The sequence below is a fragment of the Pseudomonas moraviensis subsp. stanleyae genome (genome assembly GCF_036283065.1).
GTDB lineage: Bacteria > Pseudomonadota > Gammaproteobacteria > Pseudomonadales > Pseudomonadaceae > Aquipseudomonas > Aquipseudomonas stanleyae.
Genome location: NZ_JAADJI010000013.1, coordinates 20,674 through 39,485, shown reverse-complemented (window position 1 = coordinate 39,485; position 18,812 = coordinate 20,674). Strand labels below are relative to the sequence as shown.

Genomic DNA, 18,812 nt, shown 5'->3' with positions numbered 1-18,812 from the left:
CTATCCTGCTGCCCACTAAAGATATCGACTCTTTAAGCCAGGAGGTTTGAATGCGTACTCTTGAGTTGGCCGGCGTGCAGGTTCCCGTGATTGGTCAGGGCACCTGGCGCATGGGCGAGGATCGCTCGGCGCACACCCGTGAAGTCGCGGCGTTGCGCACCGGCATCGAGCTGGGCATGAACCTGATCGACAGCGCCGAGATGTACGCCGAGGGCGGCGCGGAAACGGTGGTCGGCGAAGCCATCGCCGGTCAGCGCGACAAGGTGTTTCTGGTGAGCAAGGTCTACCCGCACAACGCCAGCCGCCAAGGCATCCCGCAAGCCTGCGAGCGCAGTTTGCGTCGGCTCGGTACCGACTACATCGATCTGTACCTGCTGCACTGGCGCGGTCAGTACCCGCTGGAGGAAACCGTCGAAGCCTTCGAACGCCTGCGCGAGGACGGCAAGATCGGCCGTTGGGGTGTGTCGAATTTCGATGTCGACGATCTCGAAGAACTCTCGAGTTCGGCCTGCGCCACCAATCAGGTGCTGTACAACCTCGAGGAGCGCGGCATCGAATTCGATCTGCAGCCGTGGTGCCAACATCAGCGGCTGCCGTTGATGGCTTACTGTCCGATTGGCCAGGGCGGCGCGATGCTCGCCGAGCCGGTGCTGCAACACATTGCCAGTCGTCACAACGCCACCCCGGCCCAGGTCTCGCTGGCGTGGATCCTGCGCCAGGATGGCGTGATTGCGATTCCCAAGGCTGTGCGCCCCGAGCATGTGCAACTCAATGCCGAGGCGGCGCAGCTGCAACTGGACGCCGGGGATCTGGCGGCGCTGGACAAGGTGTTCCCGGCGCCACAACGCAAGCAGCGGCTGGCCATGGTCTGAGCCGCCGACTGCGAGGGCTTCGCGATGAGAAGCACAGATCTGCACGACCCGTTTGGTCTGCAACGTTTTGTCCAGGCACAGGACCCGGTGTTCGAACGGGTCCAGCGTGAACTCGAAGATGGCCGCAAGCGCAGCCACTGGATGTGGTTCGTCTTTCCGCAGTTCGCCGGGTTGGGCGGCAGCGAAATGGCCCGGCGCTTTGCCATTGGTTCGGCCGAGGAAGCGCAGGCCTATCTGGCCCACGAACTGCTTGGCGCGCGACTGCGCACCTGCACCCAACTGGTGCTTAACGTGCCGCAGCGCTCGATTGCAGAGATTTTCGGCCATCCCGATGACCTGAAATTTCATTCTTCGATGACCCTGTTTGCCCAGTTCAGCGCCGAGGACAGCCTGTTCCATCAGGCGCTGGAGCGTTACTTCCATGGCATTCTCGATGAATGGACGCTGCAACTGCTCGACTCAAAACAGACCCAGTTGCCCACCGACCAGGGTTGAGAAGTCGTCGTCGACGAACGGCAGAATCGCATCCGCCACTGGTTGCAGCTGCCGCGTGATGTAGTGGTCGTAATCGATGGCGGCGCGGCGCACCTCCAACGGCTCCGGGCCGGCCAAGGTGATGACGTAGCTGATCCAGCCGCCGTTCTGATACTGCCGCGGCCGCCCCTGCTCGGCGTTGTAGTCATCGGCCAGCCGCGCCGCGCGGACGTGCGGCGGCACGTTGCGTTCGTAATCGTCGAGGGTGCGGCGCAGGCGCTTGCGGTAGATCAGCCGATCGTCAAACTCGCCGGCGAGGGTCTTGCGCACGTAGTCGCGCACGTAATCCTGATACGGCTTGCGCTGGAAAATCCGCTCATACAGTTCCTGCTGAAATTGCCGGGCCAGCAGCGACCAGTCGGTGCGCACGGTTTCCAGGCCCTTGTAGACCATTTCCTCGCTGCCATCGGCGCGGGTGACCAGACCGGCGTAGCGCTTCTTGCTGCCCTCCTCCGCGCCGCGAATCGTCGGCATCAGGAAGCGCTTGTAGTGAATTTCGAACTGCAATTCCAGCGCACTTTCCAGCCCATATTCCTCGCTTACATGGGCGCGCCACCAATCGTTGACGTGCTTGACCAGCGCATGGCCGATCTGCGCTGCTTCTTCCTGACCGTGCAGGCGGCGCAGCCAGACGAAGGTTGAATCGGTGTCGCCGTAAATCACCGCGTGGCCCTGCTCTTCGATCAACTGTCGGGTGCGCAGCATGATTTCGTGGCCGCGCAGGGTGATCGACGAGGCCAGCCGGGTATCGAAAAAACGGCAACCGCTGGAGCCAAGCACGCCGTAGAAGGCGTTCATGATGATCTTCAGCGCCTGGGACAGCGGTGCGTTGTGCTCGCGCTTGGCGGTCTCACGCCCTTCAGCCACCCGCGCCACGATCGACGGCAGGCAATGCCGGGTGCGCGAAAAACGGGCACCACGGAAACCCGGCACCGAGTCAGCGTCGTCGGGATGTTGCAGGCCTTCGATCAGGCCCACCGGGTCGATCAGAAACGTGCGAATGATCGACGGGTACAGGCTTTTGTAATCGAGCACCAACACCGATTCATACAGCCCCGGCCGCGAATCCATGACAAACCCACCGGGGCTGGCCTGCGGCGGGTTGGTACCGAGGTTCGGCGCAACAAAGCCCTGGCGATGCATCAAAGGCATGTACAAATGGGTGAACGCGGCGACCGAACCGCCGCTGCGGTCGGCCGGCAGTCCGGTAACGCTGGCGCGCTCAAGCAAAAACGTCAGCAGTTCGGTCTTGGCGAAGATCCGCGTGACCAGCTCGCAGTCCTTGAGGTTGTATTTGGCCAGCGCCGGTTTGTCTTCGGCGAACATGCGGTTGATCTCGTCCATGCGCTGGTACGGATTGTTGATCGCTTTGCCTTCGCCGAGCAGGGTCTGCGCAACATTTTCCAGGCTGAACGACGGAAAGCTCCAGGTCGCCGACCGCAACGACTCGATGCCATCGATGATCAGCCGCCCCGCTGCCGAGGCGAAGTAGTGATTGCGGCTGCCGTGCTCGCGCCACTGCATTTCTTCGCCGCCACGGCCGATTTTCAGCGGCACGCCGAGACGCCGCGCGTGTTCGTGGAGGATGCGCAGATCGAACTGCACAACGTTCCAGCCGATGATTGCGTCGGGATCGTGGCGAGCAAACCAGTCGTTGAGCTTCTTCAGGATCAGCGTGCGCGAGTCGCAGTACTCCAGATCGAAATCGACAATGCTGGCGTCGCCGTTCGGCGCGCCGAGCATGTACACCTGCCGCTCGCCGCAACCTTCCAGGGCAATCGAATACAGCTCGCCGTTTTCCCTGGTCTCGATGTCGAGCGAGACCAGGCGCAGTTTCGGCCGGTAATCGGGGTCGGGTTTCAGTTGAGCGTTGACCAATAGGCCATCGGCATCCGGCGTGCCGCCGAACAGCACCGGCGCGGTGATGAAGCGCTCCATCAGATAGCGTTCCGGCGGGCGCACGTCGGCTTCATAGACATCGACACCGGCGCGGTTCAGCGCGGTTTCGAGGCGCATCAACTGGCCGTGCTGCTGGCAATACAGACCGAGCACCGGACGATGCTGGAAATCCTGCAAAGCCAACGGGCGCAGCTCGACATTGTTTTCGTCGTGCAACACACGCTCGGCCGCTTCACGCTGTGCCGCGGGAATAAACGCGACCGACGGCTGATGCGCCAGACGCACGCGGCGCGGCCCGGCGTCGGTCGCCAGCCAGAACTCGACTTCGGTGCCGGCCGGCGTATCGCGCCAATGCCGGGTCAGGACGAAGCCCTGCTGTAAATCCACCACTGCGACCTCGAAAAATCAGACTGACCGGCATTCTACGCGGCATTGCCACGCCTGGCCTTGGCAAAAAATATTGCGAATCTGCGGAAAAACCCGGCGAATGGCGTTTTTTGCACGCTAACTGCCGCTTTGCCACCTTGCTCTGCGCGGCTGCGTCTACGATGCTTGATGAACAACGACAACACCTGAGTAACCGCCATGAAGACCGTCGCCCAACTGCTCAAGCTCAAAGATCAGAAAAATCAGGAAGTGCATCAGATCAAGCCCGATCACATGGTGCTCGAAGCGCTGATGAAGATGGCCGAGAAAAACGTCGGCGCCTTGCTGGTGGTCGAAGACGACAAAGTGGTCGGCATCATCAGCGAGCGCGACTATGCACGCAAACTGGTACTCAAAGGTCGCTCGTCGGTGGGGACGCCGGTCAGCGATATCATGGTCAAGGACGTGATAACCGTGGACACCCGGCAAACCGTCGACACCTGCCTGGGCATCATGTCCGACAAACGCCTGCGCCACCTGCCGGTAGTCGAGGACGGCCAGTTGATCGGCCTGCTGTCGATCGGTGACCTGGTCAAGGAAGCGATTGCCGAACAGGCCGAGTTGATCAAACAGCTGGAGCAGTATATTCGGGGGGAATGATCCCTTGTGGGAGCGAGCCTGCTCGCGAATGCGCTGGGTCAGTCGAAACATCTTTGGCTGACACACCGCTTTCGCGAGCAGGCTCGCTCCCACATTCATGTACCGGTCAGCCTTGAGTCGGCCAATGCCGCTCAAACACCGGTGCCAGTACCGGGTGCCGGTCAATCCTTTGCAACCACGCATAAAACCCCGGGCGGGTCTGGCGCAGATGTTCGCGGCTACCGGCCCAGCGGCTCACCACTGCCGCCAGCACATCCAGGGCGCCGGGCGTTTCGTCATCCAGATACAGCTCGCCGGAAAACTGATCGGCAAATACCTCCCAACTGAAGTGCAGGCGCTGGCGCGTGCCAGCGATCAGGTTCTGCCGTGCGCTCTCGTCGGGCGTGATCAACCAGCGCTCGGGGTAATCGATGATGCCCACCGCCGCGTAGCAATTGCCGACGATATAGGCCAGGCCGCGAATCGCCTGATCGCGATCAGCCGCCCCGCTCGGCAGCAGGCCGGACTTGGGAAACGTCAGACCCAAGTGGATCAGGATCGCCGCACTTTCGGTCAGGGCGCTGCCGTCCGGCAGTTGCAAGGTCGGGATCTGCTTCAGCGGATTGAGTTTGCCCAGCGCTTCGGCGGCCTCGGCACTGGCTTCGGTGTCAATGAAACGATAAGCGATCTGGCACAACTCCAGCGCCGCCTCGATGGCGGCCGCGCCGGAATTCTTGTGCCCGTAGAGCTGGTACATGTCCGTTTCCCCCGATTAGGCCTTAGCACAGGGTAGATGGCTGGCTGGCCTGCTGTAGAAAATTCTGTCAATGAATCGTTCAAGCCAGATGCAGAACCTTGTGGGAGCGAGCCTGCTCGCGAATGCGGTGTGTCAGTCACAGAAGTGCTGGCTGACCCGACGCCTTCGCGAGCAGGCTCGCTCCCACGAGTTTGATCTATGGTGTCTGAGATTTTTTCTCCGGCACTGCATCCAATCCCCTCCGCCACGGGTAGTCCCTGTAACAGCGCACTTTTGTGCTGTCAGTGCTTTACCCTTTTCGGAGAATCATCGGATGAACATCACCCAGCTGATTGGCTTCACCGGTTTGCTCGCTTTCACCGCCAGCACGTTTGCCCAGAGCAGTTACCCCGACGCGATCAAAGTGCCGGACGGGCACAGGATTGCCCTGGAAACCACCGGGGTTGGCGAGATCACCTACGAATGCCGCGACAAACCCAATATGGCCGGGCAGACCGAGTGGACCTTTGTCGGCCCGAAAGCGGTGCTCAATGATCGCAGCGGCAAACAGGTCGGCACCTACTTCGGCCCACCGGCGACCTGGCAAGCGAAAGACGGATCGAAAGTCACCGGCACGCAACTGGCCGTGGCACCGTCGAGCCCGGGCAACCTGCCCTATCAACTGGTCAAGGCCGATCCGGCCGAGGGCAAAGGCGCGATGACCGGGGTCAGCTACATCCAGCGTGTTGCGCTCAAGGGTGGCGTGGCGCCGGGCAGTGAGTGCACCATGGCGAACAAGGGCAAGCAGGAAATGGTGAAGTACCAGGCGGATTATATTTTCTGGGCGGCGAACTGACCTGGGCATCATTGGAGATCCAAATGTGGGAGCGAGCCTGCTCGCGAATGCGGTGCGTCAGGTGTTGGTGTGGCGACTGATACTCCGTCTTCGCGAGCAGGCTCGCTCCCACAGGGGACTGCCACTGCCTGGATGTTTGGGAAATGTGAGCTAGATTGCACGCCATGCCTTTAACCGAATCCGCTTTCGATTACGAAGCCCGCCTCCAGGCCTGTGCCCGGGGCGAGCGGGCGGCTTTGCGCGATTTATATGTGCAGGAAGGCCCGCGCCTGCTCGGCGTGGCCAAGCGGCTGGTGCGTGATACGGCGCTGGCGGAGGACATCGTGCATGAGGCGTTCATCAAGATCTGGAACGGCGCCGCCGGGTTCGACCCGGCGCGCGGTTCGGCGCGGGGCTGGATGTTCAGCGTGACCCGGCATCTGGCCTTGAATCAGCTGCGCAAGCAAAGTCGGGAAACGCCTTTAAGCGAACAACATGAGGCAGCGGTGCCTGATGAGTTGGCCGATGTTCACTCGGCGCGCATTCATCGCTGCCTCGAGCAACTGGAACCGCAGCGGCGCAGCTGTATCCTCCACGCCTACGTCGACGGTTACAGCCAAGCGCAGATATCCGCGCGCCTCGACACGCCGCTGGGCACGGTCAAAGCTTGGATCAAGCGCAGTCTCAATGCTTTGCGGGAGTGCATGGGATGACCGGCGAATCAGCGCAGGAACGGGATGAACTGGCCGGCGAATACGTGCTCGGCACCTTGTCGTTCGAGCAGCGCATCGAAGTGCAACGGCGCTTGCCCGACGATCCCCAATTGCGTGCAGCCGTGGATGCCTGGGAACGGCGTCTGCTGGATCTGACCGATCTGGCAGAACCTCAGCAACCGTCGGCGCAACTGTGGCCTCGTATCGAACGCAGTCTCGAACGGCTGACGGTGAACAAACCGCTGACCTCGTGGTGGAACCTACTGCCGCTGTGGCGCGGTCTGAGCGCGGCAGGGCTGGCGGCGACATTGATTCTCGGCACGATCCTGCTGACCCAGACCACGCCGAAACCGAGTTACCTGGTGGTGCTGGTAGCGCCGCAGGACAAGGCGCCGGGCTGGGTGATTCAGGCGAGCAATGCGCGGGAGATCCAGTTGATTCCGCTGGGCGTGGTCGAGGTGCCGGCGGACAAGGCACTGGAATTCTGGACCAAGGCTGACGGCTGGTCGGGGCCGGTTTCATTGGGGCTGGTCAAACCGGGGCAAGCGTTGTCGGTGCCGCTGGACAAATTGCCGCCGCTGCAACCCAATCAGCTGTTCGAGCTGACCTTGGAAGGCGCCAATGGCTCGCCGATCGGCAAACCGACCGGGCCGATTCAGGCGATCGGGCGTGCGGTGAAGGTGCTCTAACGTTTCTCTGTAGGAGCTGCCGAAGGCTGCGATCTTTTGATTGTTCTTAAAATCAAGATCAAAAGATCGCAGCCTTCGGCAGCTCTTACATCAACCATCATCGCCGTCGATGTTCACCATCACGGCAATGAAGTTCTCATAAAAAATTCCGGGCGTAACATCAGTTCCATACCAACCAACAACACCCCGGAGCACACCATCATGAAACGCCAGACTCTTCTCAGCATTGCTTTCTCGGTTTTCGCAGTTAACGCTTTCGCCGCCACCCCGGCGCACACCATGATCGCCGAAGGCGGCTCGGACAAACTGATCGAAAGCCGTCTGGCTGAAGGCGGTTCGGATCGCCTGATCGAACGCCGTGTTGCCGAAGGTGGCGCTGATCGTCTGATCGAACGTCGCGTTGCCGAAGGTGGCTCGGATCGTCTGATCGAACGCCGTGTTGCCGAAGGTGGCGCTGATCGTCTGATCGAACGCCGTGTTGCCGAAGGTGGTGCTGATCGTCTGATCGAACGCCGTGTTGCCGAAGGTGGCGCTGATCGTCTGATCGAACGCCGTGTTGCCGAAGGTGGTGCTGATCGTCTGATCGAACGCCGCGTTGCCTGATGCATGACTGCAAGCGCAACACCGCAGAGAAACCCGGCTCCCGCAGCCGGGTTTTTTATGTCTGCGTGTTTTATCCGGCTTTGGCCATGCAGCGCTTGTAGCGCTCGTCCACGCGTTTGGCGAACCACGCTGTGGTGAGTTTGCGGGTGATCTTCGGACTCTGCAGCACGATTCCCGGCAATAGCGCACGCGGTAACGCCTTGCCTTCTGCCCGCTCCGCCAGTTCGAACACACGCTGATAGAGTTTGGTCTCTTCGAATTCCAGGGTTTTGCCCTTCTCCAGTTGATCGCGAATCGTCGGGTTGCGCATGCCCAGCGACTTGCCGAGGGTGCGCACCGCCAGTTCGGTGCTGCCGGGCATGATCGAGTCGTAGCGGATCAGATCGCCGTCCAGGGTCAGCGGAATGCCGGAAGCGCGGCTGACCGCGTTCTGAAACGCCGCATTGCGACTGGCGTACCAACCAGCATTGAAATCGGCGAAGCGATACAGCGGCTCACGGTAGTTCACCGGGTAACCGAGCAAATGGGCGATGCCGAAATACATGCCGCCACGCCGGCTGAACACTTCGCGGCGAATCGTGCCGTCCACCGGGTACGGGTAATCCTTGGCGTGCTCTTCGGCGAATTCGATGCTGACCTGCATCGGCCCGCCGGTGTGCACCGGGTTAAAGCCGCCGAACAGCGTGCGGCCCATCGGCACCATGCCGATGAAGTCGTCGAAAATGGCGCTCAGTTCCTTTTCACTGCGCGCGGCATTCAGGCGTTCGCTGTAGGTCTTGCCGTTGGGCGAGCGCACTTGCAGGGCGCCGCTGACCAGCAGGCTGGGGATGTGCACCTTGGCGGCGCGGCGGTCGATCTCATCGCGGGCGATCTTGCCCAGGCCGGGCACCGTCGGGTCGGCCTGGAAAGTCGACTCCTGCTCCGCCACGGCCAATACCGAACAGAGATTTTGCGTGGTGGTGTTGATGCCCTGCGCGGCGAACGCGGCGTAGATATCCGTGGCCCAGCCTTGGCGATCGGCGGTCTTCGCCGGCAGCAGGCGGACGATTTCAGCCTTCACTTCGGCCGGCGGGCGCGGCGCCGGTTCGTTGCTGCGCTGGCTGGCGCAACCGGCGAGCAGCAGCAAGGCGCTGAGTGTGGCCAATAATCTTGAGGTGTGCATCGTTGCTCCTTCCAGTCCGGTGTGCCGCGTTTACCCTGCAAGCCCACAATTCCTGTGGCGAGGGAGCTTGCTCCCGCTGGGCTGCGGAGCGGCCCCGAATCCTGCCATCCGCGTCAACCAGAAACAACCGGGAGTCCAGGATTGCGACGGCTGCGCCGCCGAGCGGGAGCAAGCTCCCTCGCCACAATGTGCAGCCCTTACGGGACGGATGACAAACTGATTGCATAACGTTACTGCGAAAACCTATCATTCGCGCCTGGAGTCGTATTAGCGCAAGGAGTTCCGCGCCGCCCTTATTTTATTCATTGGCCGTTCGCCTCCAGGTATCCGACATGCCCGCTTCAGCTCGACTCGGCGCTCCATTTCGCCCGACTTTGCTCGCCCTGCTGTGCTCCCTGACCGTCACCGCTCACGCTGCTGAACAAAACAGCAAAGAGCTGGTGCTCGACGACGTCAACATCAACGCTCAGGCCCCTACCCCCAACGCCCTGCCCCCGGTCTACGCTGGCGGTCAGGTCGCACGCGGCGGCCAGTTGGGCGTGCTGGGCAATCAGGACATGATGGACGTGCCCTTCAGCGCGGCGTCCTACACCGAGCAACTGATCCAGGACCAGCAGGCGGAAAACGTTGCCGATGTGCTGCTCAACGATTCCTCGGTGCGCCAGGCCTCGGGCTTCTCCAACCAGGCGCAGGTCTTCATGATTCGCGGCCTGCCACTCAATGGCGATGATATTTCCTATAACGGCCTGTACGGCGTGTTGCCCCGGCAGATCATTTCCACCGATGCGCTGGAGCGCGTGGAAGTGTTCAAAGGCCCCAACGCCTTCATCAACGGCGTGACCCCGACCGGTTCCGGCATCGGCGGCGGCGTCAACCTGCAACCCAAGCGTGCCGGCGACGTGCCGCTGCGCCGTTATACAACTGACATCAACAGCGAAGGCCGCATCGGTCATCACTTCGATATCGGCCAGCGCTTCGGTGAAGACAATCGCTTCGGCGCGCGGGTCAACCTGTCGCAGCGCGAAGGTGACACCGGCATCGATCACGAGAACCAGCGCTCGAAACTGTTCGCCATCGGCCTGGACTATCGCGGCGATGCGCTGCGGCTTTCCGGCGACTTTGCCTATCAGAAAGAACGCGTCAATGGTGGCCGCAGCTCGGTCAACCTCGGCACTGCCACGCACCTGCCGGACGCGCCATCGGCCGACACCAACTATGCGCCGAAGTGGGGCTACACCGACATCGAAGACACCTTCGGCATGCTGCGCGCCGAGTACGACCTCAACGACAACTGGACCGCTTATGCCGCCGGTGGCGCCAAGCACACCCGCGAAGTCGGCCGTTACAACTCGACCACACTGGTCGGCAACAGCGGCGCGTCGTTCACCACCGGCTCGTTCGTCCCCCATGACGAAGACAACACCAGCGTCATGGCCGGCCTCAATGGCAAATTCAACACCGGCCCGGTCAGCCACAAGCTCAATTTCGGCCTGACCGGGATCTGGGCCGAGCAGCGCAGCGCTTATGACTTCGACCTGACGCGCTATTCGAACAACATCTATCACCCGATCACCCCGCCGGCACCGGTCGGCAACTTCTCTGGCGGCGATCTCAACGACCCGGGCATCGTCGGCAAAACCTTCAACCGCAGCGTGGCGATTTCCGACACTCTCGGTTTCTTCGACGATCGCTTGCTGGTTACCGCTGGCCTGCGCCGCCAGCAACTGGTAGTGCAGGGTTACAGCTACGCCAGCTACGGCAGCGGCCCGCGCTCGTCGAGCTACGACGAATCGATCACCACGCCGGTGTACGGCATCGTGTTCAAGCCGTGGGAGCATGTGTCGTTCTATGCCAACCACATCGAAGGCCTCGCCCAGGGGCCGACTTCGCCGACCAGCTCCGGCGGTTTCCGCGTGACCAACGGCAACGAAGTCTATGCACCGAAACGCTCCAAGCAGACCGAGCTGGGCGTAAAAGTCGACATGGGCACCTACGGCGCGAGCCTGGGCGTGTATCGCATCGAACAGCCAAGCGATGGCTACTGCGAAATCAACAGCGCCACCACTTGCACCTACGTTCGTGAAGGCGAGCAGATCAACAAAGGCGTGGAAATGAACGTGTTCGGCGAGCCGCTCGAAGGCCTGCGCCTGATCAGCGGTTTGACCCTGATGGATACCGAACTGAAAAACACCCTCAACGGCGCCAACGACGGCAACCACGCCATCGGCGTGCCGACCTTCCAGTTCAACGCCGGCGTGGATTGGGACGTGCCGGGCCTGCAAGGCGTCGCGCTGAACGCGCGGATGTTGCGCACCGGCGGGCAATACGCCGACGCCGCCAACAACCTCAGCCTGCCGACGTGGAACCGCTTCGACGCGGGTGCGCGCTATGCGTTCAAGGTGTCGGAGAAGGATGTGACAGTGCGGTTCGGCGTTGAGAACGTGGCGAACAAGAAGTACTGGGAATCGGCTCAGGGCGGCTACTTGACCCAGGGCGAACCACGGGTGGCGAAGTTGTCCGGGACGATCGATTTCTGACTGCTGAAAAGATCAAAAGCCCCTCACCCTAACCCTCTCCCAGAGGGAGAGGAGACTGATTGCGTTGCTTCGACAAGCTATGCCGACCTGATATACCGAGCCGAACTCAAATCTTGAAAAGCTTGAGGATCGGCTCCCTTTCCCCCTCGCCCCCTTGGGGGAGAGGGCTGGGGTGAGGGGGGATCGATTCGGGCAACACCGAACATCTTCAGCCGAACACCGAACAGCCCCATTCGCATGACCAACATGCGGCCTTACTCCGTCCGGCCGACCACACTGGCCACCCTCTCCCGCTGATCCATACTTGCTGCACAGCCACAGGAGGACAGCCCCATGAACCGCAGCGACGTGCTGATCATCGGCGCCGGCCCGACCGGTCTGGTCCTGGCGCTGTGGCTGAGCAAACTCGGCGTGCGCGTGCGCATCATCGACAAGACCTCGGCGCCAGGCACCACTTCCCGTGCTCTGGCCGTGCAGGCACGCACCCTCGAGCTGTATCGCCAACTCGACCTGGCTGACACCATCGTGCGTCGCGGCCATCAGGTCGCGGCGGCAAATTTCTGGGTTCACGGCAAACCGGTCGCACACCTGCCGCTCAAGCGCATCGGCGAAGGCCTGACGCCCTATGCCTTCATCGAGATATTCCCGCAGGACGAGCACGAACGGCTGCTGCTCGAGCGCCTCGAAGACTACGGCGTCAACGTCGAGCGCAATACCGCGCTGGACAGCTTCGAAGAAACCGCCGACACCATCACCGCACATCTACGCTTGCCCGATGGCCGGCAGGAAGTCTGTCAGGCCTGCTATCTGGCCGGTTGCGACGGCGCCCGTTCAATGGTGCGCAAAACCCTTGACACCGACTTCCCCGGCGGCACCTATCAGCAGATTTTCTACGTCGCCGACGTCACGGCCAGTGGCCCGGCGCTCAATGGCGAGCTGCATCTGGATCTCGACGAAGCGGACTTTCTCGCCGTGTTCCCACTGGCCGGCGAAGGCCGCGCGCGGCTGATCGGCACGGTGCGTGATGAGCGCGCCGAGCGTGCCGACACCCTGCAATTTTCCGACGTCAGCAGCCGCGCCATCGAGCATCTGAAAGTGCATATCGAAGATGTGCACTGGTTCTCCACCTACCACGTGCATCACCGCGTGGCCGAGCACTTTCGCAACGGCCGGGCGTTTCTGCTCGGCGATGCCGCCCACGTCCACAGCCCCGCCGGCGGACAAGGCATGAACACGGGCATTGGCGATGCAGTCAATCTGGCGTGGAAACTCGCTGCCGTGCTCAGTGGTGGCGCCGAGCCGAAGCTGCTCGACACTTACGAAACCGAGCGCATCGCCTTCGCTCGCCGGCTGGTGTCCACCACTGACAAGGTCTTCAGTTTCGTCACTGCCGAAGGGCGTATGGCCGACCTGTTACGGATGCGTGTGGCGCCGTTTCTGCTTCCGAAAATGGCCGGGTTCGAAGCAAGCCGCGAATTCCTGTTTCGCACGGTCTCGCAAGTCACCCTAAACTATCGCGGTATGCCGCTCAGCCAGGGCGAAGCCGGCCATGTGCACGGCGGCGACCGCTTGCCGTGGGCGCATGATGGCGAAGGGGATAATTTCGAACCGCTGCGGCAGCCGTGCTGGCAGGTGCATGTCTACGGCGACACCAGCGACGAGATGATCGCCTGGTGCGCCGAACATCACTTGCCGCTGCACGTGTTCGACTGGCGCCCGGCGTTTGAAACAGCCGGGTTGGGCCGCAACGGCTTTTACCTGCTGCGGCCGGATACCTATGTGGCGATTGCCGATAACAGCGCCGATCCGAAGGTGATCGAACGCTACTTCCGCGATCACGGCATCCGGCCCTACTTCAACTGACACACCAAAAATTAAAATGTGGGAGCGAGCCTGCTCGCGAAAGCGTCGTGTCAGTCAACACTAATGTCAGCTGATAAACCGCCTTCGCGAGCAGGCTCGCTCCCACAGGGGTACGAGGTGCTGCTTAGATCCCGGCGAGCGCCAGATCCATCGCAAAGTAAGTGAAGATCAGATCCGCCCCCGCACGCTTGATCGCGCCAAGGCTTTCGCGCACCACGCGATCCTCATCGATCGCCCCGGCCTGGGCGCCGAACTTGATCATCGCGTACTCGCCGCTGACCTGATACGCCGCCAGCGGCAGGTTCGAGGCCTGACGAATGTCGCGGATGATGTCGAGGTAAGCACCGGCCGGTTTGACCATCAGCGCATCGGCGCCTTCCTGCTCATCGAGCAGCGATTCGCGCAGAGCTTCGCGGCGGTTCATCGGGTTCATCTGATAGCTTTTGCGATCGCCCTTGAGCGCACTGCCGCCGGCCTCGCGGAACGGACCGTACAGCGCCGAGGCGAATTTGGTCGAGTAGGCCATGATCGGAATCTGCGTGAAGCCGGCAGCGTCGAGCGCCTGGCGAATCGCGCGCACCTGGCCGTCCATTGCTGCCGACGGTGCGATCACGTCAGCCCCGGCGCGGGCGGCCGCTACGGCTTGTTTGCCAAGGTTGATCAGAGTCTGGTCGTTGTCGACTTCGTGGTTGTGCATCACACCGCAATGGCCGTGGTCGGTGTACTCGCAGAAGCAGGTGTCGGACATCACGATCATTTCCGGCACAGCGTCCTTGGCGATGCGCGACATGCGTGAGACCAGGCCGTCTTCGCGCCAGGTGTCGCTGCCATTGGCGTCGAGATGATGGGACACGCCAAAGGTCATCACCGACTTGATGCCGGCACGGGCATAGCGCTCGATTTCATTGGCCAGTTTGCGCTCGGGGATGCGCTGCACGCCGGGCATGCTGGTGATCGGCACGAAGTCGTCGATCTCTTCCTCGACGAAAATCGGCAGGACCAGATCGTTGAGGCTGAATTCGGTTTCCTGGAACAGACTGCGCAGGCTCGCATTGCGGCGCAGACGGCGGGGACGTGCTTCGGGGAACTGACTGGACATGGGGCCTTTCCTGAAAACAGCGGATGAGACGAAAGTCGTAGGGGGCGAAGCTTATGCCTTGCGGCGGGTGCGGGACAAACCTGGATCGGCCAAGAGAGCGTTACCGCAGGTGCAACAATCCTGCTGATGATGCAGTTCCCCTGTGGGAGCGAGCCTGCTCGCGAATGCGCTGGGTCAGACACAGAAATATTGTCTGATAAGACGCTTTCGCGAGCAGGCTCGCTCCCACAGTGGCGACTGTGTTGGGTCAGGACGGTATGGTCAGGCCGCGAATGACCGCCGGGCGAGCGAGAAAGCGTTCCAGCACCCGGGTGACGTTGGGGAAATTCTCAATCCCGACCAGATCCCCGGCCTCATAGAAGCCAAGCAGATTGCGCACCCACGGGAATGTGGCGATATCGGCGATGGTGTAGCGCTCGCCCATGATCCAGTCGCGGCCTTCGAGGCGGGTGTTGAGCACATTCAGCAGGCGTTTGCTCTCCTCGACATAACGGTCACGCGGGCGCTTGTCCTCGTAATCCTTGCCAGCGAATTTGTTGAAGAAGCCGAGCTGGCCGAACATCGGGCCGATGCCGCCCATCTGCCACATCAGCCACTGGATGGTCTCGTAGCGCAGCGCGCCTTCCTGAGCGAGCAACTGGCCGCTCTTGTCGGCCAGATAAATCAGGATCGCGCCGGATTCGAACAGCGCCAGCGGCTTGTCTTCCGGGCCATGCGGGTCGAGGATCGCCGGGATCTTGTTGTTCGGGTTCAGCGAGAGAAATTCCGCCGAGGTCTGGTCGTTGGTGTCGAAACCGACGCGGTGCGGCTCGTACGGCAGGCCGATTTCTTCGAGCATTATCGACACTTTGACGCCGTTGGGGGTCGGCAGGGAGTAGAGCTGAATCCAGTCCGGGTACTGCGCCGGCCATTTCTGAGTAATCGGGAATGCAGACAGATCGGTCATTGGAAGCATCCAGTCACAAATTGAAAGCCGATCATAATGTAGGCCCGGGTTGGCGCCTACACGAACCGTAACATCCTGTCGCTAACCTGCCGCCATGCCCGCAAAGGTTGCCGTTAGAGTGCTGCGCACTGGCCCGGATCGAACCAAACGGGCATTACAGGACTCTGAGCTATGCCTTTCTCGCAGAGGAAGCTGTTCACGACAGGGAAACACCCGGTGCTGGGAGCCCGCGGTGCCAAGGTTTGTCAGCCTTAACCGATTTTGCTGAAGAATCTTCGAATTGATGACGAACCTGATGAGTTTCGCCAAACGTTTCAAACATCGCGCGTACGTGGCCCTGCCCTCCCTGCTGGCAGTCAGCGCGCTTTTTCTGTCCCTCGAATCCAGTGAAAGCCGTGCGCAACCGGCGGACGGCACGCAGACGCTGGTGTTCCTGCGCCACGCGGAAAAACCCGAAGGCGGCCTCGGTCAGCTCAACTGCCAAGGCCTGAACCGGGCCATCGACCTGTCGACCCTGCTGCCGGAAAAATTCGGCAAGGCCGACTACGTGTTCGCCGCCAACCCGACGCGCAACGTCGAGGAAGGCGAACTGGACAACTCCTACAGCTACATTCGCCCGCTGATGACCATCAGCCCCGCCGCGATCAAGCTTGGCCTGCCGGTGAACATCGAGTTCTCCGCCAACGACACCAGCGATCTGGCCCGCGAGCTGCTGGACGAGAAGTATCACAACTCGACGATCTACACCGCCTGGTCCCATGGCTATCTGCCGGAGCTGATCAACAAGGTCGCCGGCAACGCGGTCGGCAAAAAACAGAACATTACCGAAGACTGGGCGGGCAACGACTTCGATTCGCTGTATGTGTTGACCCTGAAGTGGCACAACGGCAAGGCCAGCCTGCAGAGCCATAGCTACAAGCAGGGGCTGGATAACGGCAAGGCCACCTGCCCGACCTGAGTTTTGTATCGCCTGACCTTGCGACTTCGCGAGCAGGCTCGCTCCCACAGGGAACCGCATTTCAACTGTGGGAGCGAGCCTGTTCGCGAAGAGGCCAGTCGCCTGCGCCTCAAACCTTCTGGCTCACCCGCCCGCGCAGATACTCGATCACCGCCCCCCGCTCTCCGGCAAACTCGATCCGCCCGCCCTTCTTCTCGCGCTGGAACACATACATCGGGTCGTAATACTCGCGCAGCAGACCCTCGATCCAGCCGCGATGCGAATCCACCGCGCCGCTGCGGCCCTGCTCGGCCAGCGCCTGCTCCATCAGCACCAGCATCCGCGAATGGCGCTCGCCGCCGAGGCGTTTCTGTACGTTGTTGAGGCTTTCCAGCAGACGTTCGGAAAACAGCGCAAACCCGTTCTCACCGTGCACGTCGGCAAACTCCGCCGACAGGTCGACCACGTAATCGCGCAGGATCCGTTCGACACGATCCTCGAAACGATCTTCCAGCCAGACCATCGGGTACTGCTGCATGCCCTGATACAGCGGCAGCGGCAAGGCACAACTGCCAACTACGCGACTCTCGTCTTCGAGCACAAACTGCTCGATACCGGCGTCACGTTTCTTCAGGAAGTCGATGGCCAGGCGATTCTCGAAATCGATGTTCGACGGCTGCCCGGTGGCACGTTTGCCGAAACTGGAGCCGCGATGGTTCGCGTGGCCTTCCAGATCCACACCGTTACGCAATTGCACCAGCACTTCGGTCTTGCCGGTGCCGGTCATGCCACCGAGCAAAACGAAATCACACTCCGCGATGGCCTGCTCAAGGGTCTCGATCAAAAAGCTGCGCATCGCCTTGTAGCCGCCGCCAACGCGCGGATAGTCGATGCCGGCCTCGTCGCGCAGCCACTGCTGGGTGATCTGCGAGCGCAGACCGCCGCGAAAACAATACAGATAACCATCAGGATGAGCCCGAGCGAAGTCGGCCCAGGCCTGGATGCGCTCGGCCTTGACTGCGCCGGACACCAGTTGATGGCCCAGTTCGATCGCCGCCTGCTGGCCGTGCTGCTTGTAGCAGGTGCCGATCTTCTGCCGTTCCAGATCGTTCATCAGCGGCAGATTGACCACGCCGGGGAACGCGCCTTTGTGAAACTCGACCGGCGCGCGGGCATCCATCATTGGCCGGTCGTTGAGGAAAATGTCGCGGTAGTCGGTGCAGTCGCGGAGCATCAAATCACCTCGACTGCGTTCGTCTGTCGCTCGACCAGTTCGCCGATCGGCTCAAGGTTCAGGCCCAGTTCAGCGGCGAGACCGAGGAACTCGTCATTGCCTTCAGGCGTGACCGCAATCAGCAGACCGCCGCTGGTTTGCGGATCGCACAGCACGCGCTTGTGCAGTTCCTGCACGCGGCCGACCTTGCTCGAATAGCTGTCGAAATTGCGCAGCGTACCGCCCGGCACGCAGCCCTGGTCGAGGTAGTACTCGACGCTGTCCAGACGCGGCACACGGTCGTAGGCGATGCGCGCGGTCAACTGGCTGCCATCGGCCATTTCCACCAGATGCCCGAGCAGGCCGAAACCGGTGACATCGGTCATCGCGGTGACGCCGGCGAGTTTGCCGAAACGGCTGCCGGGCTTGTTCAACGTACACATCCAGTCACGGGCGACACCGACGTCGGCGGCGCGTAACTTGCCCTTCTTTTCGGCGGTGGTGAGGATGCCGATGCCCAGCGGTTTGGTCAGGTACAACAGGCAACCGGCGGTGGCGGTGTCGTTGCGTTTCATGTGGCGCTTTTCCACCAGACCGGTGACGGCGAGGCCGAAAATCGGCTCCGGCGCATCGATCGAATGCCCACCCGCCAACGGAATGCCCGCCGCGTCGCACACCGAGCGACCGCCCCGAATCACCTCGCGCGCCACTTCCGGCGCCAGCACATTCACCGGCCAGCCGAGGATCGCAATCGCCATCAACGGATCGCCACCCATCGCGTAGATGTCGCTGATCGCGTTGGTCGCGGCGATGCGGCCGAAGTCGAACGGATCATCGACAATCGGCATGAAGAAATCGGTGGTCGAGACCACACCACGCTCGGCATCGATCTCATACACCGCCGCGTCATCGCGCGAGGCATTGCCGACCCAGAGTTTCGGATCGAGGTTCTGTGCGCCGCTGCCGGCAAGGATCACTTCCAGCACCTGCGGGGAAATCTTGCAGCCACAACCGGCGCCATGGCTGTATTGGGTCAGACGAATCGGCTCGCTCATGGGAGAGTCTCTGGCAATGAATGGGGCGGATTCTAGCAGAGCGCGAGAGCGCAGATTTCAGTGCTGATCGAGCGGCCCTTTCGCGAGCAGGCTCGCTCCCACATTTGTACCGTG

The 18,812-nt window shown here is 61.7% G+C and carries 17 protein-coding genes; 10 read left to right on the top strand and 7 right to left on the bottom strand.

The genetic code is table 11. The features are described from left to right. The first annotated feature begins 50 nt into the window (after window positions 1-50). Window positions 51-872 (top strand): aldo/keto reductase, encoded by an 822-nt coding sequence (locus GXB78_RS22845; protein ID WP_329517122.1) that lies wholly within the window; start codon window positions 51-53, stop codon window positions 870-872. A gap of 24 nt (window positions 873-896) precedes the next feature. Next, window positions 897-1,367 (top strand): DUF1810 domain-containing protein, encoded by a 471-nt coding sequence (locus GXB78_RS22840; RefSeq protein ID WP_329517121.1) that lies wholly within the window; start codon window positions 897-899, stop codon window positions 1,365-1,367. Here the strand turns inward: GXB78_RS22840 and GXB78_RS22835 are convergent. Further along, complete coding sequence (locus GXB78_RS22835; protein WP_329517120.1) at window positions 1,332-3,692, bottom strand: DNA polymerase II; 2,361 nt, start codon at window positions 3,690-3,692, stop codon at window positions 1,332-1,334. The genes GXB78_RS22840 and GXB78_RS22835 overlap by 36 nt on opposite strands. A 198-nt stretch (window positions 3,693-3,890) precedes the next feature. Here GXB78_RS22835 and GXB78_RS22830 point away from each other — a divergent pair, with 198 nt between their 5' ends. Then, the gene (locus tag GXB78_RS22830) at window positions 3,891-4,331 is read left to right on the top strand and encodes a CBS domain-containing protein (protein WP_329517119.1); all 441 of its coding nucleotides are present in this window, start codon (window positions 3,891-3,893) and stop codon (window positions 4,329-4,331) included. Between the two features lie 106 nt (window positions 4,332-4,437). Here the strand turns inward: GXB78_RS22830 and GXB78_RS22825 are convergent, their stop codons facing one another. Beyond that, window positions 4,438-5,067, bottom strand: coding sequence for a glutathione S-transferase N-terminal domain-containing protein (locus GXB78_RS22825; protein ID WP_329517118.1), 630 nt, complete (start codon window positions 5,065-5,067; stop codon window positions 4,438-4,440). 313 nt (window positions 5,068-5,380) lie between these two features. On the opposite strand from GXB78_RS22825, the gene GXB78_RS22820 reads away from it, so the two are divergent. From GXB78_RS22820 to GXB78_RS22805, 4 genes are all read left to right on the top strand, one after another. Next, a complete protein-coding gene (locus GXB78_RS22820; RefSeq protein ID WP_329517117.1) occupies window positions 5,381-5,902 on the top strand; it encodes a DUF3455 domain-containing protein in 522 nt (173 codons plus the stop codon). Between the two features lie 164 nt (window positions 5,903-6,066). Beyond that, entirely contained in the window at window positions 6,067-6,594 is a 528-nt protein-coding gene (locus GXB78_RS22815) for a sigma-70 family RNA polymerase sigma factor (RefSeq protein WP_329517116.1), read from the top strand. Beyond that, entirely contained in the window at window positions 6,591-7,283 is a 693-nt protein-coding gene (locus tag GXB78_RS22810) for an anti-sigma factor (RefSeq protein WP_329517115.1), read from the top strand. The genes GXB78_RS22815 and GXB78_RS22810 overlap by 4 nt, the downstream gene beginning before the upstream one ends. 201 nt (window positions 7,284-7,484) lie before the next feature. Continuing rightward, complete coding sequence (locus GXB78_RS22805; RefSeq protein WP_329517114.1) at window positions 7,485-7,886, top strand: hypothetical protein; 402 nt, start codon at window positions 7,485-7,487, stop codon at window positions 7,884-7,886. Window positions 7,887-7,956: 70 nt separating this feature from the next. Here the strand turns inward: GXB78_RS22805 and GXB78_RS22800 are convergent, their stop codons facing one another. Beyond that, a complete protein-coding gene (locus tag GXB78_RS22800; protein ID WP_329517113.1) occupies window positions 7,957-9,048 on the bottom strand; it encodes a DUF1615 domain-containing protein in 1,092 nt (363 codons plus the stop codon). 332 nt (window positions 9,049-9,380) lie between these two features. On the opposite strand from GXB78_RS22800, the gene GXB78_RS22795 reads away from it, so the two are divergent. Beyond that, window positions 9,381-11,585: a TonB-dependent receptor gene (locus GXB78_RS22795; protein ID WP_329517112.1), complete on the top strand. Its 2,205-nt coding sequence runs from the start codon at window positions 9,381-9,383 to the stop codon at window positions 11,583-11,585. 333 nt (window positions 11,586-11,918) lie between these two features. After that, on the top strand, window positions 11,919-13,448 hold the full coding sequence (locus GXB78_RS22790; protein WP_329517111.1) for an FAD-dependent oxidoreductase: 1,530 nt from the start codon (window positions 11,919-11,921) through the stop codon (window positions 13,446-13,448). Between the two features lie 124 nt (window positions 13,449-13,572). Here GXB78_RS22790 and hemB read toward each other — a convergent pair whose 3' ends face one another. After that, window positions 13,573-14,547, bottom strand: coding sequence for a porphobilinogen synthase (hemB, locus tag GXB78_RS22785; RefSeq protein WP_329517110.1), 975 nt, complete (start codon window positions 14,545-14,547; stop codon window positions 13,573-13,575). Between the two features lie 247 nt (window positions 14,548-14,794). Beyond that, complete coding sequence (locus GXB78_RS22780; protein WP_329517109.1) at window positions 14,795-15,493, bottom strand: glutathione binding-like protein; 699 nt, start codon at window positions 15,491-15,493, stop codon at window positions 14,795-14,797. Between the two features lie 283 nt (window positions 15,494-15,776). Here GXB78_RS22780 and GXB78_RS22775 point away from each other — a divergent pair, with 283 nt between their 5' ends. Next, on the top strand, window positions 15,777-16,451 hold the full coding sequence (locus tag GXB78_RS22775; protein WP_253503600.1) for a histidine phosphatase family protein: 675 nt from the start codon (window positions 15,777-15,779) through the stop codon (window positions 16,449-16,451). A gap of 109 nt (window positions 16,452-16,560) precedes the next feature. Here the strand turns inward: GXB78_RS22775 and mnmH are convergent, their stop codons facing one another. Both mnmH and selD read right to left on the bottom strand, forming a co-directional pair. Continuing rightward, window positions 16,561-17,664: a tRNA 2-selenouridine(34) synthase MnmH gene (gene mnmH / locus GXB78_RS22770; protein ID WP_329517108.1), complete on the bottom strand. Its 1,104-nt coding sequence runs from the start codon at window positions 17,662-17,664 to the stop codon at window positions 16,561-16,563. Then, complete coding sequence (gene selD, locus GXB78_RS22765; protein WP_329517107.1) at window positions 17,664-18,698, bottom strand: selenide, water dikinase SelD; 1,035 nt, start codon at window positions 18,696-18,698, stop codon at window positions 17,664-17,666. Before selD ends, mnmH begins: the two co-directional genes overlap by 1 nt. Window positions 18,699-18,812: the final 114 nt, after the last annotated feature.